The sequence below is a fragment of the Buttiauxella noackiae genome, from assembly GCF_000737905.1.
In the GTDB taxonomy this organism is placed as follows: Bacteria; Pseudomonadota; Gammaproteobacteria; order Enterobacterales; family Enterobacteriaceae; genus Buttiauxella; species Buttiauxella noackiae.
On the sequence record NZ_JPRU01000002.1, the window covers coordinates 688,578 to 714,589 of the forward strand.

The following is a 26,012-nucleotide window of genomic DNA, read 5'->3' on the forward strand; positions in this document are numbered from 1 at the left end:
CATGAATTAAGGGAGAAAAAGAGTTATCCGAAGCGGTACTGGCCGCCTTCTGCCGGCGGAAGCGTTGTGCAGTCCAGGCCTTTATAGCAGCCCAGGTTGACGGTCAGGGTTTCCCTGTTATTGCTGAGCTGGCCATTCCTGAGCCCCAGTAGGCCGGTTCGCCCCAGTTGAATGCGTCGCCCCTTGCCCAGTCGCGGCTCAGGCAACAGGCTGACCGGCACCGTGAGGCGCAGACGCACGTCACTGCGATAGCCCAGGTAAACGCGCATCAGTGCCAGCAGGTCCGTGTGTAACAGCCCGCCCGGCAGCCAGCCTTCAGCCTCTGCAGGATCGCGGGTGGACAGGGTAACCAGCACCCGGCTGTTGGCCTCTTTGCCGGTTTTACCGAGAGTGGCACGCTGAGACAGGGACACTCGGTTTCCGTCCCCCAGTCCACTGCGTTCCGTCACCAGGATTTTCACCGGGTCGTGTGGAGTGACTGATGCGACGGAGTTTGGGGCCAGCAGGTTAACCAGCGCCCGTATCCCTTCGGCATTACGCGTGGGCAAGCGCATGGTACCCAGCAGCGCCAGGAAGCGGGAGACCGGGGTCGCTACCTGCTCTGCAGTACCGGGGATGCCCAGCCCCACCAGGCCCAACAGACACTGCGAGGTGGCGTCTGTTCCTCCGGCAGCAAAGGTTGCCGGGTAGGCGTATTTACGCCAGATGCGGTAATACTGGGTGGTAATGCGGTGGCTGAAGATATCCAGAAATGCTGTTTGTGCCTCATACCCTTCCCGGCGCTGGGCAATATCATCCAGATACGCGCCGGGCAGCGGCGAATCCACACCGTACATCCCAAGAAACGTGGTGCGCACCGTGGGCGGCAAATCCGGGTGGTCTTCATCGGTCTCGACTTTTTTCAGTTCGCTGACCGGAAACCCCATTCCTGGCCAGGGACGAAAGCGCACCGGGTCGGTGCCCAGGTGGCTGGTTGACCCCAGCAGCGGGGAATCAGGTTCGGCCTGCTCGAGCAACTGACAGAAACGGTAGAAGTTGACCCGCCAGATGTCGTTGCGTAATGCCAGCGTCAGCCCGGCACGTGCTGGCTGTGATTCTCGCGCCATCTCAGTCGTTTCCCTGTAGGTTGCAGTACCAGCGTGAGTTGGTTGAACAGATGAATATCGGCATACAGCGCAAAGAAGCGGTGTAGCATTTCGCCAAACAGATTCACATCGCCTTCACCGGCAAAGTTATCCATATTGAGCGTCACCTCGATGTCCACGCCGCGCAGCATAAAGCCTTTCTCAAAGCGCCGGATTAGGGTGTGCTTCACCGCGACAATCGCTTCCAGGCGACGGCGGTTCATCTCATCATCGGTCCAGTCATACAGCGCCAGCGTACCGCGCAGCACTTCCGGGTTGTCCATCATGCTGAGGAAGTTAGAGCCGAGGTGACTCATCACTCGCCAGTGGAAACGGTCGTTAGCCGGGGGATAGAGCGGCAATGTCGGAGCAGACAGGTTCAGCACCTTCACCGGCACCTTTCCGGCTTTGACTACCCGGTCCAGCAGGGTGCTCTCCAGTGCCTTGCGCGGGAGCTGGCCGTTGGTCCCGGTGATGCGCATCGATAGCGATTCCGGTTTATCCGACAACTGCTCCATCTCAAACGAAGAACCACCGAGGATAAGCCAGGTGTCGTAAAGGCCGGAAGCACCGCGTTTCACACGGGTATGGAAGTACCGTTCCGGCGCATCGTGGCGCATCATGCCGCCCCGGTGGCGGAAGCTGGTAAACGGCACATACCGATGTTTACCGTTTTTCACCGCACCGTGAATGTTGTCCACGCTGTAAATTTCGGTATGCCCGTCCTGCAGACGCAGCGGGCGCAGCAGGTATTCATTGTCCAGCGGGTTGAGCGTCAGCGGATCGGCTTCAAGGGTGAAGAGATTAATCACCGGCGCACAGTGAAGGCGGAAGTTTTCGGTTTCAAACGGCAAATCAGAAGACCAGGCTTCGCTGAGCACAATATCGATTTCAAATCCGGTACTGTCCGGAGTCAGCCCGATGGTGTCCAGCCCGCGCAGTTCGATAAACATAAACTTCGGCCGGAAGCTGAAATATTCCAGCAGGAGCTGGTAACCGCTGAAGGCCGACTCGCCTTTTGGCCATAGTCCGTCATGGTCATCAAAGCCCATCGGTTTGCACCAGCCGTCAAACTTGCGGCGCTCCCCCCCGGTGCCGGCATGACAGGCATACATGGCATGCACCCGGCGCGTCAGTGCCAGATGGAGGGCGGAGCTCACCGGGCTTTCGGCGTTGAGATAGAGCGAAACCTTGTTGATACCCGCTTTGGTCCAGTCCACTTTGTCGGTGCATTCAAAACGCAGGCGAATAGCCGAGCGACCATCATTTTCCGTGTGCAGACGTGCATCCGCCAGGTGCAGTGGCTGAAAGGCCATCTGCCTTGTGGTGCGGTAATGGCACGGCGTCTGATGTGGCCCCACCGGACGTGAGACAACAGCAAACCCTTCTGGCAGGGATTCGGACTGGCGCAGCCCCCGCCAGTCCGGGGAAAATTCCACAATCGCCAGCGACGGTATCGTGCGCATGTAATGCGGCCACAAGAGGCTCACCAGCCCTTCAGTCAGTTCCGGCAGGTCATCGTCGAGCTTTTCACGCATCCTGCCCATCAGAAAGGCAAACCCCTCAAACAGGCGTTCGACATACGGATCGCGGGCTCCGGGTTTATCCAGGTTCAGCAGCGCTGCCCGGTCTGGATGCGCACGGGTGAATTCTTTACCGGCTTCGCGCAGATAGCGCATTTCGGCATCAAAGTAGCGCAGGGTTAAATCATCCATGCACGAATTTCCTGGGAGTTATAAGAGAGAAAATTAGCCACACAACACCATGGCACGGGCCGGATCGATGGCAATAAGACCTGCCAGCAGTGACTCCATTTCCGGGATCAGCCGGGCTTTATCACTTTCACTGCGCCCGGCTTTCATGCGCAGCAATTTCAGACGGCGGGCCAGTACCTCAAACAGCAAGGCAGGCTCCCAGTCGGTCAGCGTCAATTCCGGGCCTTTGGCCGCCAGCTCACCTAACAGGTGCAGCGCCATTTCATTGCGGCCGTATTGCTCAGCAACCCGGGCCATCAGCAGACGCAGCAACCAGCGCTGGCGAGGAGTGTCAGCACCTGGGCGGGTCTGCAGCCAGGACAGCGCGGCTTCCGGCCCTTCGCTATCGCCCTTCTCCATCGCCTCGGCTTCAAGTGTGAGGACATCGTCCATCTGGCTACCCGCAACAGTCGCGGGTTCATCACGAAAGCTCAGCGTATCTTCGTTGACCTTTTCCGCTATCCAGCTCTGAGTCACTTCGTCTGCAAACGGTGTACCGTCGTTCCAGGCAAGCCCTTCCAGCCCCGGCAGACGCCGGAGTAGCAGGCGTAAATCGAGCACAATGTATTCCGGCCAGGCGTCCCACGGCTGCCCGGCGCGGCTCAGCCCCTGCCACAGGTACCACTGCACGTCGAGCCAGAAATGGTTGACGCCCTCGCAGTACATCTGGCTGGCCTGTTCAACCAGCTCCGCCCAGCTTTGCTGGAGGTACAGGCGTTTGAGCTGGGCGCGATATTCCGGTTTGGGTGGCAGGAGACGGGTACGACCATTCGCATCCAGCGGGGGAATTTGGTTGACCGTATCCCAGCGGACACTTGTCATCATCCGGTGAGCCGCCAGCCAACCCTGCGGCTGTTCACCCAGCCAGCGGGAAAGTAGCTTTGCCTGGTCGAGTAAATCTCGCCCGGACTGTACAGACGAGAGTTGTGGTGAGTTTCGCCCAACCAGCTCCGATCCTGTATCCTGCATACTGCTGTTTTGCGGTATCACTGCATCCAGCCCACCGGAGCGGGCCAGACGAGTTTCCAGTGCAGCGCAGAGTCCGGCAAAGCCGGGTCTGTCGGTTTCGGACCAGTCGGTGACCCGATCCCCGAGCAGTCGCAGCGCTCCCGCCGTCAGTCCCGCATCGTCACGCACCACTTCCGGCCAGAGCGCCAGACTGTCGAGTACTTTTGCGCTGTTGAGCCATTCCAGTGCAGCCTTACGGGCCAGCGGTCGCTGCGGATGGCAGATTTGACCAAAACGGGTCAGCATCGCTACCAGAAGTAGCAGCCCTTCCGCCAGCCCTTTCTCACCGTCACGGTGCAGGCGGGCCTGAATATACCAGGTCGCAACGCGGATATCTTTGGCCGTATGGCAGAGCAGTTTTTCTGCCAGGTTGCACAGCAATTCATGATCGGTTCCGGAAAGCTTATTGATTTCTTCGCGCATGCGCTGAAAGTCATCATCGTAAGCCGGATCGTCGCCGACCGGTTCGTCAGCACTGAACGGTTGTAGCCAGTTATCCCAGAGAGACAAGGCCACGCCCGCACGGGTGACCAGCTGTTGCTGCCCTGCTTCATCCGTGGCGCAGGCGGCCAGTAATGCGAGGGGGGAACTCATATTTTTCTTCCGGTATTGTTCTTTTTCATGGCGTTTACTCCGTGTCTGCCAGACGGCCGGTATCATCAGCCGCACCAGCATCTACATCAAAAATCTTCACCGGCAGGCTGAACCCCTGGAGCTTCAGCAGAGCCAGTGGGCCATCGCCCAGTTCACTGCGCAGAATAAATTTCAGCGCGTTGCCGTCCGGGGTGATCCACACTAGTTGGGTGCGCCCACTGTCGAGCGGGGTGATAAGTGCTTTAGCGAGGAGGCGAATTAGCCCCCAGCTTCCCTGGTTGTTGGTGTAAAGCTGCATACCGCTGTTCACGCTGCGCCAGGTGAGCTGTACTCCCGGGTAGTAGGTATTGCCCGGCCAGGTGAAGCTCTGCCAGCTCTCTGCCTGATTGAAGTAATCCAGGTTCTGTTCATCCACGGTCAGTTGCACCCGTGCCACATCGCGGGACGGGCGCGCCATCAGTTCGAAATGCAGGCTGGCATCGCCCTGGGCAAACACGATGTCTGAGATGTCAGCTAGCTGGTTAATAGCCTTAAGGAAGTCTGGATTGACGGTCATCCCCTGGCTGGCTGCCGGATCTACCACCCAACGATTGCCTTCCTGGTGGAGGATGCCGCCCAGGTTGGTTTTCAGGAATGCAGTAATACGGCCCGAATCACTACGCAAAAATTGCGCCAGCAACGGCAGCGACGCATCGCTGCCGGTGGTTTTAAACGGATAACGACCCACAAACGCCTTATTCCACTGGTCCACAATGGTGCTCTGCCAGCGGGCATTGAGGCTCCCGGCGGCCGGAGCCAGCACCTGTCGCCAGGCCATATCCAGCGGCTGGACAAACAGCGCCTGACCAAAGCCACTCCACTCCTGCCCGAGGCTTGCCGCCAGCAAGCTGCCATAGTCACGGGTATCTGTCAGATCAATGGCTTTGCCCTGGAACACGGTCTGGGCCAGCATCTGTGACATGGCCTGTGGATCGGGCGCGCTGGTAACTTGTTGCAACTTGAGGCGCACCTGGGTGACGCGGGCAAGCCAGGACTGGAAGCTCAGGTTGCCGTTATTGCCGGTACCGTCTTTGCCTTCTATCACCCCCATAAGCGGACCAAATACTCCGTCCAGCGGACCATGGGGGCCCTGAGCCTGAGCGATAAACTGCTTCTCGTTCTTCTCCTTGCCCATCAGTCTCTTCGCCGAGTCGACAATCGAGTCAGCCAGCGCCTCGCTTTTCTGCCCGGTTTTCCCCTGGAAGTTAAGGGTATTCATTAGGGCAACCAGTGGCGACTGACGCACATCGGCCAGCAAATTAAGCTGGGCAATGGCTTCTGACAGTGACCTCGACTCCTGCCATTGAATGCTATTGACCATATTCAGCCAGGCATTACCGAAATCGGTGAAATAGCGCTCAGTGAGTCGCGCTTTCAGGGCTTCAGGGGAGACGTCGCTGCCCGCCTGATGGGTTTTGTCCGTCAGCACCCAGTCGATTTCATCGCGGCGGGTTTTCACCACCTCATCAATCGCGCCCTGAACCTGTTCTTCCCAGGCCTGGCGGGTGAACATGCCCGGCACCACTTCTTCAGTGCTGAACAACGTCGATGCATCTGAGTCGCCGGTCATATCCGCCAGAGTTAAGTCTGGCCAGTTACTGGCGATGCGTTTGAGCATCTCCTGATACAGACCGGACTCGGCGTTACGCTGCCCTATCTGCTTGAGCAAAATCTGGCGCACGGTACTGACCAGGTCTGCATCCGGTTTTATTTTCCACTCCGGGTGCGCCGGGAGATTCTGGGCATAAAAGCCCAGCAGTTTCGGGGCCAGCTCCTGCCAGGTACCATCCGGCACCCCCTGACGTGTCGGCCAGGAGGCCAGCATATTTTTAGCCAGCCAGGCCGCATCGGCCTTATCCGGACGGGCCAGCATCAGGTAGCCTTTCAGCAGCCCATAGGCCAGTTGAGTGTCCTGCGCGCGCGCGTCACTAGCCGGAGGCAACTGCACAAAGGCGTTCAGCTGCTGTTTCAGGTGCTCTGCCGTGGCATCGCGCATGAGCAGCGCATTGTTACGGGCATAAAGTGGCCAGAGTGCCGCCAGCGTATCGTGGTCCTGATTGAGTCCAAAGCGGGTGTACCACGGTGCCCCCGAGGCTTCCCGGTGTTGCAGACGGGCGATGGTCTGCTGAAGCATTAGTTGGTTATGCAGGCGCTCTGCCAGCGGCCGGGTGGTGTCTGCCGCGATGTGAGCCGTTTCCTGAGCCTGATAAAGCTGCGTACGATTCACTGTCAGGGATAACAGAGTCCCGGCTCCCCATAGCACAATCATGCCCAACAGGCACAGACGCAGGGCTTTCAGCCAGTCGAACGAGAGCTTTTTCGCCGTCGCGGCCTGACAGTCTTCTTCCAGTGCCTGCCAGACGGGAGCTCTCAGACGGGCATTAGACACCATCTCCTCACTGGCAGCCAGTACCGGGCTGAGCATCAACCCACGTAACCGGTACGGCGCCGGGCCCTGCATCATTCCGGTCAGTAACACAGACAGACGATTTTTCAGGCCATCCTGCAGACGGAAGGAGAGTCTCAGCAGCCAGTCATGGCGAGTGTTGTTCAGCACCTGACTCATGCCCACCTGACGTAATCGTGGTACCAGGTCATCGAGTGAGTCGGCAATTTCCTGTGCAGGGGCACCCGGGCCAAACAGGGTGCCTGCCGGCATCACGTCTCGATCTCCCTGTGCGCCGAACTGTTTATCAATCAGCCACAACCAGACCGGCGCCTGCCAGCCCAGCAGACGGTCAGATTTCTGGCGGCTGCGTAAGAAAGCATCACGCTCAGCGGCTGATGGCAGTGCGGAAGTACTGAGGACCTGCACAATCCCATCCAGCGGGCGGCGCGGGCGCACCTGACGCAGGGCCTGCACTAAGGTTTCATTGAGCGGAGACTGGGCATTCCCGCCATGCACGAGAACAATGCCGTCCCCTTCCTGCCACAGGTCGCGCTTAAGACCGGGTATGGCATTTTCGATGTCCTCATCCTCGCCCTGAGCCAGCAGGATACGGATTTTGCTTTTCCAGCGGCGGTCATAGCGCAGGTGGAGATGTTCGGTGAGAGGGGCTGCCGTAAACTGGTCATCAGCCCCTTCAGTCTGTAACGAGAGAGGTGTGTCATCCGTTTTTTGCGGCTGATTCTTTTTAAATGACAGCCTTACCCCGGATTTTCCTGCACGATCGAAAGCTTTCTCTACCAGCCAGCCCAGCGAAATGAAGACGACGGCAATTGACAGACAGAACGTTAAAATTCGGCTGGGATCCATTGGCCCCATACCCGTCCAGGCTGCCATTTTTTCAGGGAATGCTGAAAACAGAAAACCCAGAATGGCCGTCAAAAAAATCAGGGCAGCAACAACCCCCCCAATGAGTGTTTTTATTTTCACGATAAGTCCCGATTTATCCCTGTTTTATTGTCGGCGGTAATACCTACAATCCAGATGTCATCCGGACTGGTTTGCGCCACAACGACCTGTGGGCCACTGTGCTGAGCGGCGGCGGCGGCAAGTGCGATCCCAAGCCACGGTGCGGCTTGCCCCGTGTAACCCGTAGTCTGGTCCACGTCATGATTATCTTCTGTCATGCTGAATGTGATCCCGTTAGCCTCACAAGCCGATATCCACTCCCCTCCCTGCGCAACATCTTTCCCCGTCGTCCATGCAGCTTTCATGTCCTCAGGGGGTTTACGGCACCACAGCAGCGCGCGGTTAAGGGTCTGAGAAAGTGTGTCTGCATGACCTTTTTCAGGGCGATGCAGGTTAACCGCATCGGGAAAAGCGGCATGATGACGGTTGAGCAATAGCAACCAGGCTATGGCTTCTCCCTCATCTTCCAGAGGTTCAGCACGGATAACCGCGCTGAGAATAATGAGCGCTGCAGGTTGCGACCAGGCCTCATCTAGCCAGAGATCGAGCGCGGCCAATCCCCTGATATTCAATAAACGAAGTCTTCTGCCTGTGAGTGAGGAGAGCACGCGTGAAATTTGTTCCGGTGCATCCGGAATGCCTGCAATATCGCAGTCAACCATCAGCCTGCAAGGGACTCCTGCAGGGATGCTTTCCAGCACAGGGGAGAGCTGGCTGGCGATGCTTTTCAGTACAGCGTCAAGATCCTGACACTGTTGCATGTCCTTAAACCCTGGCAATCGGGAATGGCGCACTGGCAGCCCACCCGCTCTGGGTACCTGCATACTTAGTTGCGAAGCTGCAGATTTGACGGCACTGAGTAATTTTGCCGATCCATTTCCTGGCTGGGTATTCACTCCTGACGCAAGTATCCGGGCTGACCGCTGTCCACGCGCCGTTTCTTCCTCAATTAACAACATGCGTTCGCGATCCCATGATGCAGCCCAAACCTGGTCACACTTGTAACCAAAGCGCCGGAAGCTGAAAACAAGCCCCCAGATGCAAAACGGCAGGCCCAGCGCCGTAAACCAGAAGGTGAATCCCTCCCGGTTTCCAGTCCACTGCCAGAAAGTGAGTACATTACCCGTGACAAGGGCGACAGCCAGGAGATACAGCCAGCGGCGGGTATCAGGGCGCTCAATTTTGGGAGCGACATCAGGAATGGCATCCAGATATACAGGCATGGTTATCCCACCATCGCAGCCGCAAATGAGCTGATTAATTTGCAGCCACATGCGCATCTATGTCCATGAAACGCCACAGGGACCCCGTTATCTAAATAATTGGGATTCCCCTCAATAATAATGGTCGGCCCGTGACCGGGGATCGGGCAGGACACTTTATCGCCTTTACGAGCTACACCGATGCCACCAAATTTCATCTGATCCGAACAGGTTAATACGGCACCGCCGTGTGTGGTTTTATCGCCCTTGCGAATAATTTGCAGCATGTGTGCCTCCGTGATTTTTTTTGCCAGAAGTGGTCGGGAATATATTTCATCTGTTTCCAGAGAAATAATCATTCATTACATAACGGCTGAAGTCTTATTTCTTCCTGATATTGAGGGGGTGAGATGAAAGATAAATATTGAATTAAATAAAAATTGGTCATAATTAATTATGGGGTCGTGGTTGTTACCTGCAATGAATTGTGCATTTTTTAGTGCAGAAAACGCTGTTTTATTTGTTCAAAAAACACACTCCTGATCTTCATCTCTTGGTAGGAGTGTCTGATTGATGCAAAACTAATACTCAGCATCTGTTATAATTGCTAAATCAGTTTCTGTTGGTAGTTCACTGAACGAATACGTGACAGACTCATTATCCATCACCACTGAAATCTCCAATGACTTTGCCCCATGCCATTTATAAATAACGGATTTATCATCGATATGGTAATAAACATTCTCAAGTGGCATTGTTTTATTTAAATATTCACGACCACTGCTTTCATCACTCCTTAATCTATCGTATGCTTCTTTTAAGTTTTCACCAGGAAAGACACAATTATCTTTGGATGTACCATCAAATACTTTACTGGGATTATTACTATGACAATATGATGACAAACCTGCATCGGTCTCTTTCTTACCATTTACATTTGAGGTAATGTTATTTTTTTTAAAAAATAAAACATAATTTTTTTCTAGAACAATCAAATGATTGCCAAAATCCAACAACTCGGTATAAGGCGCAGGGCAATCCTAGTCGGGAAAAACAGACGTTAAACATTTATGTCCTTAGAAAACTGAATTCCCTCTCGATTAAAAATTTGCTTATACATATCCACAGCTTTTTGAGACAAAAAGTATGACACAGGTGTTTTTTTTAGTTTGACATAATCAATTGTACAAACATGGCTATTTTCAAGAAAATTATTATTGATGGATAATTTTTTCTCATTAACATCAATAATCACCTGTTTATACATTTCACTGAGATGCTTTATCATATCCTCATTATGTTTTTCAAAAACATCAACATCTGAAACTTTGTCATACACCCATATTTCCTTTCCATACTTATCATCAGTCAATGCATTGCATGAAAAAAAAGAAACAAAAAATAATAAACACACAATAAGACTATTATTCATACTAACCCTCAATGAAAGAATTAATGAGATGAATCATAAGTGTTATTCAAAAACAAATTTCTTTCTTTTATTCTTCTGGTAACGAGACTGCTATCACCGCCATTTGTTATATCCAGAAACTCTACTGATGCACCTTCATAGTCAGCGAGATGTGTTGTTTCATTTGTACGAAAAACTTACTTATGATGATCTTTCCCTGACCATACATCAATTCAACTAATTAGAGACATTACCCTGTTTTGGGCCAATACCAGTTCCTGTTGGTGATAATCTTTCAGATTTGAGCCATCCTTCTACTGTCTCGCCATTTTTCTTAAAATACATTACTGAATAAAATCCATTAAACTCAGCGTAAACATTAACAATATCACCTTTTATTAAAAATAATTTCTTATTTATGCAAGAGTTGTCCGGAGCATCGTAAAAATATAATCGACCATCACCAGACACAACATACCCGGATTGGTCGCTATCTACGTGAACTTGAATGGATTCAGACTTTATGTTTATTTCATTGCAAACCTCACTGGCAAAAAGTGAAGCGGAATAAAAGGAAAAAATAAAAAACAATATTCTAATCATAACAAACCTCGTGTCCTCATTATGCTGATGAGCTTGTCTGCATAGGTTGGGTCAGTTGCATAACCTGCTTGTTGCAATCCTGTTGCCCAGTCGCATGGGTCATCATAATCAAAAAGAAAATGATACCTCCTATTATTTGTGAAAAAAGCAGCTCGTCCGGCAATACTATCTTCATATGAAGTGTATTTTTGAAATTTATCTATTATTCTTATTCTTACGCCATTTTGAACCTCGTGAGTCCACACTTGAACGAAGTTTGGGTTACCGTGGGCTTTAATGCCAAAGAGATTGTAGCTATATTCATTTGTGTATAAATCAGTTGGAACCGACCTTCCATAGCCAGTTTCAAGAATTGCCTGCGCTGTAGTTATCGCAGCAGGAACATGAGAAATAGCTTCATTCTTCTTCGCTTCCTCCCAAACGAATTGAACAAACTCATTTCCTACAATACGACCAATAGTTTTTGGCTTACTTTTTAATGAGTCCAATAACACCAGCGGATGCATATGCCACGGCTTCTCTTCCATATCCGGCACTTCTTTCATCCATGTTATTTTGTCGATAAACGCTTCGGTGTACTTTTTCCACTCTGGTGCATCCGTGGTCAGCGTCTTCAGGTAGTTATCCCACAACGGGTCGTCCTTGCCGTAGTACCACTCGCTGCCGTGTTTTGCGATGATGCGGTACAGATGGTCACGGTAGGAGCGGTTATGAACCGCCTGCAGGTACTCCCCTTCCGAATAATGTCCGTCGTGATTGGCGTCAATCTGTTCCAGCAGTCGTTTATAGTTATATTCGTTCATCGCATGGCTGCTGCGGGTTTCATCCGAGGCCGCTTGATACATCTGCTCCAGAATGCCTTTCACCACATTATGCGGCTGTTTAATACCGTCTATCAGGTCAAAACTTTCCGGGGTCTTATCCAGTGTCACAAAGCCCAGTTCACCCAGCGCATACTGCGACACCTTCCTGATACTCGCCGCGGCCAGCCAGCCAAACTCCACATTTATCTGGTAATACGCAGGCTCTGCACCTGCCGCTACCGGCTGGCCATCTGCACCCAGTGTCGCCACTTTTGACCGCGTCGCGATACCCTGATTCCGGGTCCTGCGCGTGCTGGCCACTATCTGGCCCTGTCCGTTTTTCATAAACAACGCCGCGTCTTTTTCGTACTTCAGATAGGCCGCTTTATCATTAACGTCAACATTGTCCGGGTTGGTCAGAAACGTCACCAGCTTATCCCCCGGACTCAGGCACTCAAGGTGCACCTGGTAACGCGAGAGCTTGCCGTTATCTTCCGGTAACTGAAAAAAACCCATATGCCCGATGCCGTCTCCGGCACTGATGGCAACCGGGGGAGTGGCTTTGACCACCTCGCCAAATGCCGGCTGGGTATCTGATGCAACAGGCGTTACGGGCGTCAGACTGTCTCCGTCCGACACCACCCACACCCGGCACAAGATAGTTCGCCGCCTTAACGATGTAATCCCCGTTCGAGCCATGCTCAATCCCAGGGCAAGATTACAAAATCCTGCAGCCCGCAAAGACTGTAGCCAGATAGTGGCTTTGTTGAATAAATCGTTTTTTTTGAAAGAAATTTGGCCAGTTTACATTCTGCAACAGGGTGAGATCATGAAAAGTCTAACTTTTATACAGTCGACTTTATCGCAGATTTAATAAACAATACTTGTTTTCTTAATAGTCATCTTGCAACATTTAAAGCCCAGCGCATCATTAAAATTTACCGCTTGATGTTAAATTATTACTAAATTCGAAAATAAAACCTTAGATTATAGTTGCCATGATATTTCCTTGGCCACAAATCGTCAGAAGAAGAATACCTGACAATTTATGTGTTATTTTCCATGGCTGTCTGCAATTAGGAATAATGGATATATGCATAATTAATTTTTCTAGGCCCATAGGTTATCTCCTTTATTTATCATGAGATAATTGATCATAGTTATGAGATAATTGATCATAGTTCTTTGTGAAATAGTAGTTTTCACGAGCGATAAGCAGTGTGCTTTTTAAGAAAAAAATGCTGTTTCATTTGTACGAAAAACTTATTTCTGATGATCCCTCCCTGATATGGAATAGGAAAATGTTGCCCATGCGCTACACATGGGAATATTTATGTTATTAATTTCTCGGGAGTTATTCTTCTATTTTGCATCCGTCAATGGATTCTGCAAGCTTGATGAGTTTGGTGTCGTCAAATTTAAATACAGCCGATTTGCAGATTGGATCTTCATCTGTTTTTTTACTTGCTGGTATGGCTTGGCCAGTAATCACCGCCATAGTACTATCTTTATATGCATTAATCTCGAATGGAAGGCCTATGGGAGTATCATTATCACCAGTGCCAGCGTAAATATTACTGCCATCGTCATCACGAGGAAGCTCAGAAATTATTTTTCCTGATATTTTATCAATTACCCATCCACATACCCAGCTATCACTTAAGCACTCGTTCCCTTTCCCCCCAAAAGTTGTATAGAGTCTGTAGTGGCCAGCGAAATTAACGGGCTTATTTAACTCATCTTGAACTGATTTTTTCCAGACGGATGAATATCCTTCTTGCTTTTCGTTGAGAACTATTTTTTAGCAAATGGGCCAGTACTAACTTTTGTCTGATAATCAGAGAATTGTGGATCGCTGTTCGTATTTGCGAACGAGCAGAAAGTCAAAATGGATAGGAATAAAATCGATATCTTTATCATATAAAACGCCCTCGCCTTTATCTCGTTAATAAAGATTGGGGATAATGTCTTGCATAGGTTCCAAATCTACTGTGGAGGATTTTTCTTTTACTTCTTTACCCGATAGATTAAATGTTTTAAACATCTCACCACATGAGTTGCACCCGCCAGAAGCAGATAATATAATCCTGTCATTTTTACATGAAGCACCGTAAAAGACGAAATTCATCATTTTTAATTTTTCACCTTTTTGGTTCATGCGCTCAACAAAACCAGTTGATTTTGATAAATCTAGTTTTTCGTCACCAATGGAGAGTATTTGTTTGCTGCAAACCAGAATATCAAGTTTATCTTGATCATCCTTTAGGTTATTTACTCTGCAAAATGATTCGATGCTGTACGGAACGCCTCCACACGAAGATTTGAATATATTAGAAGTATTTGCATAGCAAAATGTCGGTATCAGCAGCAAAAGTATAAATCTGTTCATAAATACCCCGGATAGTTATCTTCGATAAATTTAACCATATCTTCAGAAGTGGCGTGTAAACTTGTTGTGCCTTTTTTTTCCTCAGTTAAGTAGCCTTCATATTTATTTATGATCATTTTTTTATTTGCAGTTGGTTGGCCATGTGGCGAGCCAGGTAAACTAGCCCACTCTATACGGCATAAATGTATGGCTTCACTGATTTTCCCCTGCATTACTGCATCCAGAGCTTTTCGACCAGCAATTAACGCAATACATCCAAGATCTTGGTTGCTCTGACTAAAATCGGTGAATGAATATCGGCGTTGTAGGTTTCTCCATGTACCGTACAAAAACTGATAAGCTCCAGCAGCAGTCGAAACAACGCCATTAGCTTCATGTCTTATGTTAGGGTGTTTACTAAAATCTGTAAATTTAGCACCAGTAAACATAGTCCTGTATCCGTCCTCCTGAGTGGTCCCTTCACCAATACGGATCATCCGGATAAATGAACGCAAGCGTAGTATCCTAATGTTTCCTTCAGTCCGCATTAGTGAAGCTAAGAACTTGACAGGGTGCATATGCCATAACGAAGGTCCTAGCTTTTCAGTTGTAACATCCTGCATCCATGCCATCTTGTCTAGAAAATCCTCACTATACTTTTTCCATTCCGGGGCCTCTTTTTTCAGCGCATTAAGGAACGGTTGCCAGATGGCATCACCTTTTTTGAAATACCAGTCGCTGGGATGTTTCACTATCGTTTTCATAATGATGTCACGATAGTCAGGGTTATGAAGCGCTCTCCAGTACTCCATCGGCGAATAATCGTCGCTTCCGCTGTCAATTTTATCCAGCAAACGTTGGTAATTATGCTTTACCAATGCATGACTGGTTCGCGTATCCGCTGTAGCTGCCTGGTAGAGTGAATCTATGAGGTTACGGAAGAATCCAGTCGGCTGGTTTTTTCCATCCAGATAATCAAAACTGGTGGGATCTGCGGTCTCAGTTCTGAAACCCAGTTTGGTCAGATCATACTGTGACAAAAGCTGTGGCTCACCCTGCCCTTTGAGTGCATAAGCATTTTCTGGTCGCAGCTGCCAGTATTCCTGTTTGGTCATCTTATCGGTTTCCGTTTGCATCTGACTCAGTGGCAGGATCCCGGTCATGGTGGTCGCTCTGGTATCTTTTGTGAATTTTCCGGTAGCGACATCTTTTTTATACAGAGCAAGACCTGGTCCGTACTTCAGCCAGAGCGGATACTTCTCTCCCACCTGTTCGGGGTTGGTCAGGAATTTTTCCAGATTGTCGTCCATGCTCGTGCATTCGATATGCACCTGATAACGCGCTTCATACCCACCATCTTTGGGTGCCTGATAAAACCCCATGTGACCAACAGGGTCACCGGCGCTAATGGCGTAGGGCGTCGGACATACAACCTCATCGAACTTCATTGCCTCTTTCGCTGGTGGCATTAGTTTTTGCCACCAGGAAGGCTGAGAAACACCGCTAGTATCCGGAGATATATTGTTCTTATCGACCAATATCCAGTACCGCTGACCGGGCTTAAAGGATGTTTTCTTGCCTTTTTTCACCGCATCCTCAGACAAACTGACAAAGGTCACCAGGCCGTACTCGCGGTTATTGAACGCAACAGTATGGAGACTTCCGTCAGACTTATTCCATTCTACAATTGCACCTTTCGGCATCGTGCCTTTTGAATAGCTGTCGCTGACATCTTTGTTCTTTGTGCTGGCAGACATTACCCACTCTGGATCATAGGCTGAAAGTGAGTCCTGAAGAGTCCACTTTGTTTCTGCCGGATTGACGGTGTAAGCAGAATATGGGGCCAGGTGCATGTACAGGGTATAGAAATGTAACCCACTGGTTTCTTTCTCACCCGGCTGGATATAGTGTTTCACCAGAACGAATGAGCCTGAAAAACTCAGCGGACCGGATTCCCACTCTAGCGGCAGATAATCCTTACAGACACGATAGGCAACCACTTCACCATCAGCCATACAACGCACAGCCTGTTCGCCTTTGTAGGCGACCGGGAAATCAACTGCCTCAAGGGGAGCCTTACCACTAAGGGCACACCATGGAGTTGTGGCATGTGTAATATGAATTCCGCCATGCCACATACCACTCCGACCGATAGTATATTGCCCGGAAGATTCACCCGCTATATGGGAGAGGATCTCTTCCTGATTATTGAACTCACTTCCCCGATTGTTGGAGGGGACCGGCCAAACAATTTTGGGTAACACAGACACGATCACACTCCCTGTCAGTCGTTAAAGGATTTACTGATGACCAGATTTTTTTCGGAAATATCAGTTATGTTAAAATTTGGAGCATCAACAGGTATGTCAGCCCCCGCTCCCGGCACGATATAGTTCGCCGCCTTCACGATGTAATCCCCGTTCGAGCCATGCTCAATCCCGCTCTGACTCAGTTTCAGATACGAACCGCCGCCGTTCAGGGTCAGGACTTTCGGTGTGCTGATAATGATTTCATCATCGCTGCTGGTAATGGTGACCTGCTGCTTTGCAAACAGGGCCATGGTGTTGTGCTGTGCCTGGATTTCCACATCACCCTGGTTAGCCACCAGTTTTGCGCCCTCTTTATGCACAAACAGCCCCAGCGCTTTTTCCGCCGTGAGGGTAAGGTTTTTCATTGCCCCCATGTCCAGATGCTGGCCGGCGTTCACCATGGTGTTCGCCTTACTGGCCAGCTGCAGATGCTCGCCGGAGGTGAGTGCCACGCCCTGAGGAGCGGTCGCCAGCACCACAGCGGCCTGCAGGTTTTCGAGCTGGCCGGTAATCAGCCCCATCTGGGTCTGAATGTCCGAGACCAACGCCCCTGCGGCTTCTGCAGCACTGTTCAGCGCCTGCATCTCATTGTTGGCCTGATTTATCTGGTTAACCGCCGGGCTCATCTCCAGCACCTGGCCCTGGGCTTTTGATTGTTCATCCGCCGTCAGGAAAATCCCCTTAGCGGCACGAACCGCGCCAAATTCGTCGGTACGCAGTTCAAATCCGCTGCCGCGTTGCTCACGCTGCGCGTCCACCAGGTGGCCGATGTTCAGCTGGGTTTTCCCAAACTCGGTGGCGAGTTTAATGTGCTCCTTACCCCGCAAATCCTCCATCCTGAGTTTATTATTTGCCGGAGAGCGCCAGATATTGCGCGTGTGGTTGTCGCGGGTGACGTGGTCCGGGTGAGCGGAATCATGCTGCGCATAGGCGATGTACGGGCGGTCCGGATCGCCGCTGTCGAACATTACCGAAACTTCGGTGCCGTCGAGCAAAGGCGCATGCCAGCCATAGGTGTCACCGGCATACGGTTTCGCCATGCGCAGCCATAAGTAGGCATAACCCTGTTCCGGGCTGTTGCGATCGAAGTCCAGTTTCACTCGGTAGCGGCCCTGCTCATCCAGCCAGGCGTAGGTGTCGCCCTTTTGGGTACTTTCCACACGAGCAGGCAGGGTGCCGGAGATTACCGGGCGATGGATAAGTGCCGGGCGGTAGCAGACGGATTCACTGTAGGGAATACCGTCAAAGGCCAGCTGGAAGCTGTTTTTGCGCGAACCGCTGCTGATGATATGCGTGATGACAATACCGTCCTTCAGGCTGTCAGGCAGTGTGCCATCGGTTTCCAGTACCTGGCCGGGCGTCAGCAACGGACTACTCGAATGACCGCTGACGGTGAGCTGGTCGTTCAGGATACGCTCATGGCGCAGATGGGCATAAAACGCGCCGGTTTCCACGCTGTCCGGGGTGCCTTCTGACAGGAAAGGCTCAGCATAGTGATACACCTCACCCTCGGTAATGCCCTCCGGGCTGCTGATACTCCCGGTGCTGTCCTGCGGCGTCAGCGCGTCGCGGTAGTTGTAATCCCGGGTGGAGACACTACCACTCACGACCTGATACGCCGTGCTAATATCCCACACGCTCTCCTGACCGCTGTCACTCATACCTGCCTGATTGCGGGACGGCAGCGTGACACCGAACTGGTACTTCTCCTGCGAATCCTGAAATATCACCACATCCTGCTCAAGGCGACTGTCCATCTCAAAGCGCCAGAAGATGCCCACTTCAGCCAGCAGACGCTGGACAAATTCAAGGTCGGTTTCCCGCCACTGGGTAATCAGCTCGCGCGCCGGGTATTCCCGCGAGAGACGGAATTCGAAGTCCGGGCCTTCCAGACCGTGCTTACGCAGCACCTTCTCCACAACTTCGGTCACGGGCTGGTTAAGGTAAATGTCGTTATTGCGGGTGTGCTGCAGCAGTGCAATTCGCGGAACCAGCGTCAGGGCGTAACGGGTCTCATCCGCTGAGGTGGACAGCTGGCGAAAAGACTGCACCACGCCATAAACCGTGCGCACAGGCGTCGCCGGGGCGCCGGTGAACATCGGAGTCTGATACGTAAAGGCACCCGGCTTACGCAGCAGGGCATCGCAGGCAATACCCCGCGTGGCGCAGGTCAGCTGAATGTCATACTGCCAGGGTTTGCTCAGGAATTCTTCGGCCCGGAAGCTCAGCACATCCAGAAAGCACGGGCAGTTATGCACATCCACCCGGTAGCGGGACTGTCCCAGTAACTGACTCACCTGGCTGGCCATATTGCTTATGATGGAATCACTCATGCTCCGTCTCCTTCATGCTCACGGTCAAACTCCAGCACAATCCCCTCGTCTTCATCCCAGCCCAGTGCCAGGCTGTGCGTCCTCTGCTGCCCGGCTTTGCGCTGTAGCAGTTGCTGGCTGAGGACCGGCAGGATCTGTTGATTGAGCAGGCTGTCGATGTTGCGTGCGCCGGTGTCCGGCAGCAGGCAGGCGGCAACCAGCGTGTCGTACAGGCTTTCGTCGATTCGGGTTTGCAGGCCGTAGTGGCGCTTCAGGCGCTTTGCCACCTGGGCGAGTTTCATTTCGACGATGGTTCTTAACGCCACAGCGTTCAGCGGGCGGTAAATCAGCGTCTGGAAACGCGCCAGAAGTGCAGGCTGGAAGTGGTCGCGCAGGATCGGGCGCAGCAGCTCGTGTAAATCGCCATCAGTCGCTTCCGGCTGTTCATCCAGCATTTGCATGATGTGGTCGGAGCCGATGTTGGCGGTCATCAGAATGACGGTGTTGCGAAAGTCGATTTCGCGCCCTTCGCCGTCGCGCATAAAGCCACGGTCAAACACCTGGTAGAACAGGTTGATGACGTCGCGGTGCGCTTTTTCCACTTCATCGAGCAGCACTACGCTGTATGGGCGTTTGCGCACCGCTTCGGTGAGGATACCGCCCTGGCCATAACCGACGTAGCCCGGAGGGGAACCTTTGAGTTGGCTTACGGTATGCGCTTCCTGATATTCACTGAGGTTGATGGTGATGAGCGATTTCTCGCCGCCGAACAGGCTGTCGGCGAGCGCCAGCGCGGTTTCGGTTTTGCCGACGCCGCTCGGGCCGACCAGCAGAAACACGCCCAGCGGGCCGTTCTCCGGCGTCAGGCCGGTTTTCGCGGCGCGCAGGCGCTGCGCCATATCGACTAGCGCGTGATCCTGGCCGACCACGCGGGTCGCCAGATGATTTTCCAGTTGCAGCAGGTCGGTCTGTTCATCTTTCAGCAGGCTGGTCAGCGGCACGCCGGTCCAGTCGGCAATCACATTGGCGACGGTGCGCACATCCACGTCGAGGGACAGCAACGGCGCAATGCCCTGTAACTCAACGAGTTGCTGTTGCAGCGCACTGATGTCGACCTGGCGACTGATGTCCTGACGGGTTTCCAGCAGTTGCTGCGTCAGTGCTTTTTCCTGTTCATAGCGGGTTTCAAGGGCGGTGAGTTCTTCACTGAATGCGCGGGTTTGTTGTTCAATCTGTTCGAGGCGCTCGCCGTGAGACTGATTGCCCAGGCCGATATCTTCCAGCAGCGCCTGCTCTTCCATCTCCAGCGCGGTGAGCTGTGCTTTCAGGCCGGTGAGTTTTTCCGGCAGGGTATCGAGGCTCATGCGCACGCGGGCGGAGGCAGTGTCCAACAGGTCCACCGCTTTGTCCGGCAACTGGCGGCCGGTGATGTAGCGGCGCGACAGACTGACCGCCGCTTTCACCGCTTCGTCTGTAATATGCACGCCGTGGTGCTGCGCGTAACGGGATTTAAGCCCGCGTAGCATCAGGCAGGCCATTTCGTCGTCCGGCTCGTCCACTTTGACTATCTGGAAGCGGCGCTCAAGGGCGGCGTCACGCTCAAAGTACTGTTTGTATTCAGACCAGGTGGTGGCGGCGATGGTACGAAGTTCGCCACGGGCCAACGCCGGTTTCAGCAGGTTGGCCGCATCCGCACCGCCCGCCTGGTTGCCTGCACCGATGATGGTGTGCGCTTCGTCGATAAACAACAGCACCGGCGTCGGGGAGTTCTGCACCGCGTCGATCACGTTTTTCAGACGCTGTTCAAACTCACCTTTCACACCCGCGCCCGCCTGCAGCAGGCCGAGGTCCAGGGTGCGCAGGCTGACGGTTTTCAGGCTGTCCGGCACGTTACCTTCCGCAATCCGTAAGGCCAGGCCTTCAACCAGCGCGGTTTTCCCCACACCCGGCTCACCCACCAGAATCGGGTTGTTTTTGCGGCGACGGGAGAGGATGTCGACCATCTGGCGTATTTCATTGTCGCGGCCAAAGACCGGGTCGATTTTGCCTTCTTTCGCTTTGGCGGTGACGTCGAGGGTGAATTTGTCCAGCGCCGCCTGCAGGGCTTCGCTCAGGTTTTGCCCGATGACGCCCGCTTCGCGCGGTTTATCTTCGCCCAGCGTTGAGGGTTCGCGGTTCAGGCTTTCCTGCTGTTGCAGTTCTGCACGTTCATCCGATTGTGCATCCAGCAGCGGTTTCAGGCGATTAATCTGCGTTGCGCTCAGGGAAAACAGCGGCCACAGCCCTTCGCAGCGCAGTAAACTCGGCTTGCTGATAAGCGCTTCCAGCAGGTGCCGGCTTCGGATGGTCTGGTTATCATCCTGAAGCGATGCCGCCAGCCACGCGCCTTTCATCAGTACTTCGAGGTCAGATGCCAGTTGCGGGCGGGTGGTGACCGAACGAGGCAGCGCATCGAGATGCGCCAGCAGGCTCTGCCACAGGCCGTCCATGTCCCATTCGTAGCGCCGCGCCAGCACCGTAATGTCGCCCTCGCCCAGCTCAAGGAGTTTCAGCAGCCAGTGCTCGATGGTGATTTCAGCGTGTGCGCGGGTCTGGCACAGCGTGGCGGCCGCTTCCAGCGCTTTTGCGCAGTAAGGGTTTAAGCGACGAAGTAGTACGGCTGACTGGTGTTCCATAATAATTATTCTCCTTCAATGCTCGTCATACTTCGGGCCGCAGGTGCCTTGGCTGCAACCCGAATTATTTAGAGCACTCGCTGTTTTCGTTGAGGTATGCTACCGCCCGTCGCCTTCTCCTTTATCAGGAAACCCAGGCGCATCAGGTCGGTGTTCAGGGCAGGTTTTTTTGTTTGCTCAGCAGTCTGTAAGGACAAACCACTCAGAAAACAAAAACAGCAGACGGTTGCCCGTCTGCTGTGGGGTCGGTCTTACGCGGTAGTACGTTCGTTCCAGGAGTCGGAATGAATGATGTTGCCGTCTTTGTACGTCCAGGTGATTTTTTCGTAACGCAGTTCAATCATTTCCAGATGGTTGTGTTTTTCCATCGCAGGATCTTTGATGTCGTGCATTTTCGGCGCGACTTTGACCAGTTTTACGTTTTCCAGTTTGGTGTTGAAGTACTCCACTTCCTGGCCTGCATCGTTGATGCGGTACCATTTGAACTCAGCGGATTTCAGGGTCTGACCGGTGGTCACCGCTTTGTACAGGTACGGGCTGGAGGAGTCGATTTCCTTGGTGAACAGGAACGGCGTGTGGATACGAGTACCGGTCAGCTTGCCGGTGTTGTTATCGGTCGGGATGTACAGGTTATGCTCCTGCGCCACAACTTCGATGCTGCCTTCACGGTCTTTAACATCTACGGAGCCTTTGATGTCCGCGCCGCCGTCGTCTTTCAGCCACAGGTAAACAGGAATTGCCATGGTTTAGTTCTCCATTTCTACGTTAACTTCATCACTCATTCGATGAAGGTTGATGTGCTGCTGCCTGACAGGCATTGGCCTGTGGCACCAGACTGATTTCGACCCGGCGGTTTAACGCCCGGTCTTCGGGGGTATCGTTACTGGCTATCGGGCGCGTCGCGCCATAACCCTGTACTGCAAAACAGGTTGGCGATACGTCACTGGTGGATAACATCCAGTCGCGCAGCGCTTCGGCCCGTTTGAAGGACAGTTGCTGATTAGCCTGTGCGTCTCCGGTGATGTCGGTATGCCCGGCCACCACAATCAACCAGCCCGGTTTGGCTTTAATGTCGACCAGCGCACTGACCAGCATTTTCAGCGAGCCCGGTTTGAGCACGTATTTGCCGGTGTCGAACAGCGACAGGCTGTCCAGACGCACGGTTTTCGGTGCGGCCGCTGGTGGAGGGGGTGGCGGAGGGGGGATATAAGTATCAATCGCCTGTTGCAGAGCCAGCCACAGACGCTGGCCCGGATATAACCCCAGACCATAGCGCAGCGGTTCGCCCTGACGCTGCCAGCGCTCAAGCAACAGTGCGTCCTGCTTCAGGACCGCCAGAGACTGGGCTTTGGGGACATAGTGATCCATCGGGATTGCATTCCAGCGCTGCAAATCGGTACCCACCTGCCCGATAAGATGTCGGTTATTGCCGACAGAGAATCCGATTGCCGCCAGCGCGCACAGCAACAGCAACCAGAGAAGGCGACGCGTGTGTCGCCCCCCCTGCACCGGCACCGAAAACGGCGATAACAACGTGAGCAGATGATCGGCAAAGCGGCCTGCGTGTTCCGCACGGGCAGGCGCCTGAGGGAATTGCAGACAGGTGCGCTTATACAGCCAGTCAGACCACAGTGAATCCAGGGCACTCAACGGGGCACCGCTGCGCAGCAGCACCGCAAACGGATGGACCGCTGGGGAAAACTTGTCCGTTTTCTCCAGTTCATCCAGCAGCGTTTCACGAACAAAGTCGAAAGCCTGGCTCAGCACAGGCAGCAGGGTGATATTGCCCGCAGCCTGCTGCCACTCCTGAAGGGGCTGCACACTTTCATCTTCCGGGCAGACAACTGCCCTGTCGCCGCGAACAATCGTCCACGGTGTGTCAGGACCTGAGCAGCGAGCGTTGAGCACCACTGGCAGAGGAACACCGGTGAGCTCACGCATCTGGTTTATCTGCTGTCGCAGCGCTTTCACGGTTGCCCGCAGCACCGCCTCGTCCTGATGACCATCAGGCAGACAGTGATACATGACCGACAACTGCCCGACCTGACGGGGATATTGCGTCTGAATAGCCCGGATGACATCAGCGAGGGCTGCCACATCACCGACGCGCAGCCAGCAACCCTGTGCGGTTTTGCGCAAAGGCTGCTCAGGGAACAGCGTATCCAGACCGTCACCGCAGACCAGGACGATCGGGCCCTGGCGGTCCAGTTCAGGTAACGCAGCAACAGACATACCACTGACTACATCCGGCCGACGGCGGCAAACGCGCCACATCAGCCAACCCGCCAGAAGAACAAGCAGCAGTGTGCCGGCAACCTTCAGCCCGACCGCCACCGGCAGGAAAGACCACAGTAGCCACAGTAACGCTGCCGCACCAATAAAGACGTGTAACACGCCGGACAAAATGGCTGATTTACGCATTAACGCCGCCACTCCGGCAACTGTGCAGACAGCAGCGCCTGTAGCCACTGATGGCCGCCCCACCAAACAAGGCCTGTTACCACCACCGCAAAGGCTATCCAGAACCACACCGAGCGGAACAGGTTGTAGCGACGAATCCCAGTCCGGCGTACCACCAGAGACAGGCCGCTGTCCGGAGGTGCAACCCGTTCGTTGAGCGCCTGAAGTGCCTCATCACGTTGCGTCTGACTGACGGACTTCACGCCGTATAATCCCTGGAAGCCCAAGGACAACACCCGGTGATAGCACACCAGAACGGCGTTAATCGGGGCAGGTTGACGGAGCACTTCCGCAATCCGATCCCAGATAGCCTCGCCCGCATGCAGAGAACCAAAATAACGGGCCTGTAATGGCGCAGCCCGCCAGGCCAGTTGGCCTTCATCCGGCACCACTGTGTCCCCGTCCTGTGTGGGTTTTCGGCTTAACACCGTCTCATCCAGCAGCGCACACTGGGCATACGAGATGTGTTCGATACTGGCTTCGTCGTAGCCTGCCCTTTCCAGCGCCTCACGCGCGCTTTCCACCTGATGGCAGCATTTCGCGTAAAGAGCTTTCCCGTCCGGCGTGGTGGCACCGTGACGCAGCAGCGTCACCGTAAGCCAGGTTTCCGCCAGCAGCTGATCGATATCGATTTCCTGTCTCATGAACGCATCACCGCAAATAGTTCAAGCTCCAGTGCCCCCAGTAATGACGGCACGTAGAACATACAAACGCCCTGCTCCAGCATGTCGCGGGCGGCAGTGCTTTCCATATCCAGGGCAAAGTACTGGTTCTCCAGACGCACCGGTAAGGCGGCCGGAACGCGGCTGACCGCAATCAGCGGGATCCCCGTCAGCGCTACGCTGTAAATTTCACTCACTTCATCAGGAGAGCCGGCTTTACACAGTGCCGGGAAACGTTCGGCGATCTGCCAGGCCGGAATATCTGAACGTACGGACAGATACAGATCCGCTTCCTCACGCAGGCGAATATCGTGCAGGGAGGCTTTCCAGGTTTGTGCATCCGGGCGCGACATGTTGAGGGCGATAACGCGGGAAGGCAGGCTCGCTTCCAGTAAGCCGGTGATCAGCTCAAACAATGGCGGGAACGCTTTTGCCGGATCGGCGTGATCGTAGCCCGGGATAGCGTCCAGATCGTGATCCAGTGAAAAGGTCAGCATGCTGCCCGCCAATCGCGCTAATTCAGCCCAGACCTGCTCCGGATGGCGTGCCGGGAAACGCTCATATTCGGTCAGTACTCGGGCGTGGGAGTTCAGGGCGTTAAGCAGCCAGAACAGAGAAACATCCGCGACGGCAAAATCGGCCAGACGCTCGTTACTTTCCCGGCGCATAGACATCAGGCGTTGACGGCGAGAGCGTAACTGACGGTTGAGTAACACCAGGCGCTCACGCAGGACCGGGCTCGCGGAGAAGAGTGCCAGCGGCGGGATGAATGCCGAATCCTGACGCCATCCTCCCTGCCCGTCCCGTACCAGACGGGTGACCGGGCAGATCTGCCAGGATTCATTACTTTCATGCCCGAAACGCACCGACACGTTGTGATGTGCCACCGCCATTGACTCTTCTTCAGAGCCAAATGCATCCGGGACCGTGACCCACTCTTCACGATAGCGAAGTGGCCTGTCGGTCACCGTATTTTCCTGTTGCACATTGACCATACCGGACTGCATCAGCGGCAGGGCCAGCACAACGGTCACTGCGTCCTGTCCGGCGAGTTGCGCGAAGTCAAGTTCACGGGGCTCTGGCGGCTGATCGCTGTTGAGCGTATCCACCAGAGTGCCATCAGGCAGCCACAAGCGCAGTTGACGCACCTGGATCAGACCGGATGACAGCAGGTTGTCATCGAACTCCGCGTTTTCCACACCCCAAGGGAATGGGGATGCGAGGGCAGATACCCCGGCGCTGCGGAAAGATTCCCAGTCAGACTGCTGCTGGAACTGCTGAGGGGACAGCAACGCCCCCTCGTTCCATAACGGACGGAAAATTTTCATCTTCT

General features: G+C 53.5%; 19 protein-coding genes and 1 pseudogene. All 20 read right to left on the reverse strand.

Features of this window, described 5'->3' with window-relative positions:
• Nucleotides 1–23 precede the first annotated feature (23 nt).
• The 20 genes and pseudogenes from tssG to tssK all read right to left on the reverse strand — a co-directional run bounded on the left by tssG (nt 24) and on the right by tssK (nt 26,007).
• Nucleotides 24–1,106 (reverse strand): type VI secretion system baseplate subunit TssG, encoded by a 1,083-nt coding sequence (gene tssG, locus IX31_RS11670; RefSeq protein ID WP_034458298.1) that lies wholly within the window; start codon nt 1,104–1,106, stop codon nt 24–26.
• Nucleotides 1,070–2,839, reverse strand: a complete 1,770-nt coding sequence (tssF, locus tag IX31_RS11675) for a type VI secretion system baseplate subunit TssF (protein WP_034458299.1) — start codon at nt 2,837–2,839, stop codon at nt 1,070–1,072. The genes tssG and tssF overlap by 37 nt, the downstream gene beginning before the upstream one ends.
• Before the next feature lie 33 nt (nt 2,840–2,872).
• A complete protein-coding gene (gene tssA, locus IX31_RS11680; protein WP_034458302.1) occupies nt 2,873–4,480 on the reverse strand; it encodes a type VI secretion system protein TssA in 1,608 nt (535 codons plus the stop codon).
• Between the two features lie 34 nt (nt 4,481–4,514).
• The gene (locus IX31_RS11685) at nt 4,515–7,895 is read right to left on the reverse strand and encodes an ImcF-related family protein (RefSeq protein WP_034458304.1); all 3,381 of its coding nucleotides are present in this window, start codon (nt 7,893–7,895) and stop codon (nt 4,515–4,517) included.
• Complete coding sequence (locus tag IX31_RS11690) at nt 7,892–9,097, reverse strand: hypothetical protein (RefSeq protein WP_034458306.1); 1,206 nt, start codon at nt 9,095–9,097, stop codon at nt 7,892–7,894. The genes IX31_RS11685 and IX31_RS11690 overlap by 4 nt, the downstream gene beginning before the upstream one ends.
• Nucleotides 9,098–9,099: 2 nt before the next feature.
• A complete protein-coding gene (locus tag IX31_RS11695; protein WP_034460026.1) occupies nt 9,100–9,363 on the reverse strand; it encodes a PAAR domain-containing protein in 264 nt (87 codons plus the stop codon).
• Nucleotides 9,364–9,657: 294 nt separating this feature from the next.
• Nucleotides 9,658–10,089, reverse strand: a complete 432-nt coding sequence (locus tag IX31_RS11700) for a hypothetical protein (RefSeq protein ID WP_034458308.1) — start codon at nt 10,087–10,089, stop codon at nt 9,658–9,660.
• A gap of 47 nt (nt 10,090–10,136) precedes the next feature.
• Nucleotides 10,137–10,508, reverse strand: a complete 372-nt coding sequence (locus IX31_RS11705; RefSeq protein WP_034458310.1) for a hypothetical protein — start codon at nt 10,506–10,508, stop codon at nt 10,137–10,139.
• A gap of 216 nt (nt 10,509–10,724) precedes the next feature.
• Nucleotides 10,725–11,090, reverse strand: coding sequence for a hypothetical protein (locus IX31_RS22065; protein WP_051880693.1), 366 nt, complete (start codon nt 11,088–11,090; stop codon nt 10,725–10,727).
• A complete protein-coding gene (locus tag IX31_RS11715) occupies nt 11,087–12,532 on the reverse strand; it encodes a glycoside hydrolase family 73 protein (protein ID WP_157837371.1) in 1,446 nt (481 codons plus the stop codon). Before IX31_RS11715 ends, IX31_RS22065 begins: the two co-directional genes overlap by 4 nt.
• A 376-nt stretch (nt 12,533–12,908) precedes the next feature.
• Nucleotides 12,909–13,013: pseudogene (locus tag IX31_RS23615) on the reverse strand (hypothetical protein); the annotation flags it as partial.
• Nucleotides 13,014–13,247: 234 nt separating this feature from the next.
• Complete coding sequence (locus tag IX31_RS23620) at nt 13,248–13,391, reverse strand: hypothetical protein (protein ID WP_241767189.1); 144 nt, start codon at nt 13,389–13,391, stop codon at nt 13,248–13,250.
• A 447-nt stretch (nt 13,392–13,838) separates the two neighbouring features.
• Complete coding sequence (locus tag IX31_RS11725) at nt 13,839–14,282, reverse strand: hypothetical protein (protein ID WP_034458312.1); 444 nt, start codon at nt 14,280–14,282, stop codon at nt 13,839–13,841.
• Nucleotides 14,279–16,531, reverse strand: a complete 2,253-nt coding sequence (locus IX31_RS11730) for a glycoside hydrolase family 24 protein (protein WP_034458314.1) — start codon at nt 16,529–16,531, stop codon at nt 14,279–14,281. Before IX31_RS11730 ends, IX31_RS11725 begins: the two co-directional genes overlap by 4 nt.
• A 14-nt stretch (nt 16,532–16,545) precedes the next feature.
• Entirely contained in the window at nt 16,546–18,903 is a 2,358-nt protein-coding gene (locus IX31_RS11735; RefSeq protein ID WP_034458316.1) for a type VI secretion system Vgr family protein, read from the reverse strand.
• Complete coding sequence (gene tssH, locus IX31_RS11740) at nt 18,900–21,557, reverse strand: type VI secretion system ATPase TssH (RefSeq protein ID WP_034458318.1); 2,658 nt, start codon at nt 21,555–21,557, stop codon at nt 18,900–18,902. The genes IX31_RS11735 and tssH overlap by 4 nt, the downstream gene beginning before the upstream one ends.
• A gap of 251 nt (nt 21,558–21,808) precedes the next feature.
• Nucleotides 21,809–22,300: a type VI secretion system effector Hcp gene (gene hcp, locus IX31_RS11745; RefSeq protein WP_034458320.1), complete on the reverse strand. Its 492-nt coding sequence runs from the start codon at nt 22,298–22,300 to the stop codon at nt 21,809–21,811.
• A 31-nt stretch (nt 22,301–22,331) separates the two neighbouring features.
• Nucleotides 22,332–23,978, reverse strand: a complete 1,647-nt coding sequence (locus IX31_RS11750) for an OmpA family protein (RefSeq protein ID WP_034458322.1) — start codon at nt 23,976–23,978, stop codon at nt 22,332–22,334.
• Nucleotides 23,978–24,661 carry a type VI secretion system protein TssL, short form gene (tssL, locus tag IX31_RS11755; RefSeq protein WP_034458323.1) on the reverse strand — a complete coding sequence of 228 codons (684 nt, stop codon included), beginning with the start codon at nt 24,659–24,661 and terminating at the stop codon, nt 23,978–23,980. The genes IX31_RS11750 and tssL overlap by 1 nt, the downstream gene beginning before the upstream one ends.
• Nucleotides 24,658–26,007: a type VI secretion system baseplate subunit TssK gene (gene tssK / locus IX31_RS11760; RefSeq protein WP_034458325.1), complete on the reverse strand. Its 1,350-nt coding sequence runs from the start codon at nt 26,005–26,007 to the stop codon at nt 24,658–24,660. Before tssK ends, tssL begins: the two co-directional genes overlap by 4 nt.
• Nucleotides 26,008–26,012 lie beyond the last annotated feature (5 nt).

Coding starts and splice junctions, on each gene's coding strand:
- IX31_RS23620 (WP_241767189.1), bottom strand. CDS start 13,391: ATGGCGGTGATTACTGGCCAAGCCATACCAGCAAGTAAAAAAACAGAT.
- tssF (WP_034458299.1), bottom strand. CDS start 2,839: ATGGATGATTTAACCCTGCGCTACTTTGATGCCGAAATGCGCTATCTG.
- tssK (WP_034458325.1), bottom strand. CDS start 26,007: ATGAAAATTTTCCGTCCGTTATGGAACGAGGGGGCGTTGCTGTCCCCT.
- tssL (WP_034458323.1), bottom strand. CDS start 24,661: ATGAGACAGGAAATCGATATCGATCAGCTGCTGGCGGAAACCTGGCTT.
- IX31_RS11705 (WP_034458310.1), bottom strand. CDS start 10,508: ATGAATAATAGTCTTATTGTGTGTTTATTATTTTTTGTTTCTTTTTTT.
- IX31_RS11695 (WP_034460026.1), bottom strand. CDS start 9,363: ATGCTGCAAATTATTCGCAAGGGCGATAAAACCACACACGGCGGTGCC.
- IX31_RS11750 (WP_034458322.1), bottom strand. CDS start 23,978: ATGCGTAAATCAGCCATTTTGTCCGGCGTGTTACACGTCTTTATTGGT.
- IX31_RS11690 (WP_034458306.1), bottom strand. CDS start 9,097: ATGCCTGTATATCTGGATGCCATTCCTGATGTCGCTCCCAAAATTGAG.
- IX31_RS22065 (WP_051880693.1), bottom strand. CDS start 11,090: ATGATTAGAATATTGTTTTTTATTTTTTCCTTTTATTCCGCTTCACTT.
- tssG (WP_034458298.1), bottom strand. CDS start 1,106: ATGGCGCGAGAATCACAGCCAGCACGTGCCGGGCTGACGCTGGCATTA.
- hcp (WP_034458320.1), bottom strand. CDS start 22,300: ATGGCAATTCCTGTTTACCTGTGGCTGAAAGACGACGGCGGCGCGGAC.
- IX31_RS11725 (WP_034458312.1), bottom strand. CDS start 14,282: ATGAACAGATTTATACTTTTGCTGCTGATACCGACATTTTGCTATGCA.
- IX31_RS11735 (WP_034458316.1), bottom strand. CDS start 18,903: ATGAGTGATTCCATCATAAGCAATATGGCCAGCCAGGTGAGTCAGTTA.
- tssA (WP_034458302.1), bottom strand. CDS start 4,480: ATGAGTTCCCCCCTCGCATTACTGGCCGCCTGCGCCACGGATGAAGCA.
- tssH (WP_034458318.1), bottom strand. CDS start 21,557: ATGGAACACCAGTCAGCCGTACTACTTCGTCGCTTAAACCCTTACTGC.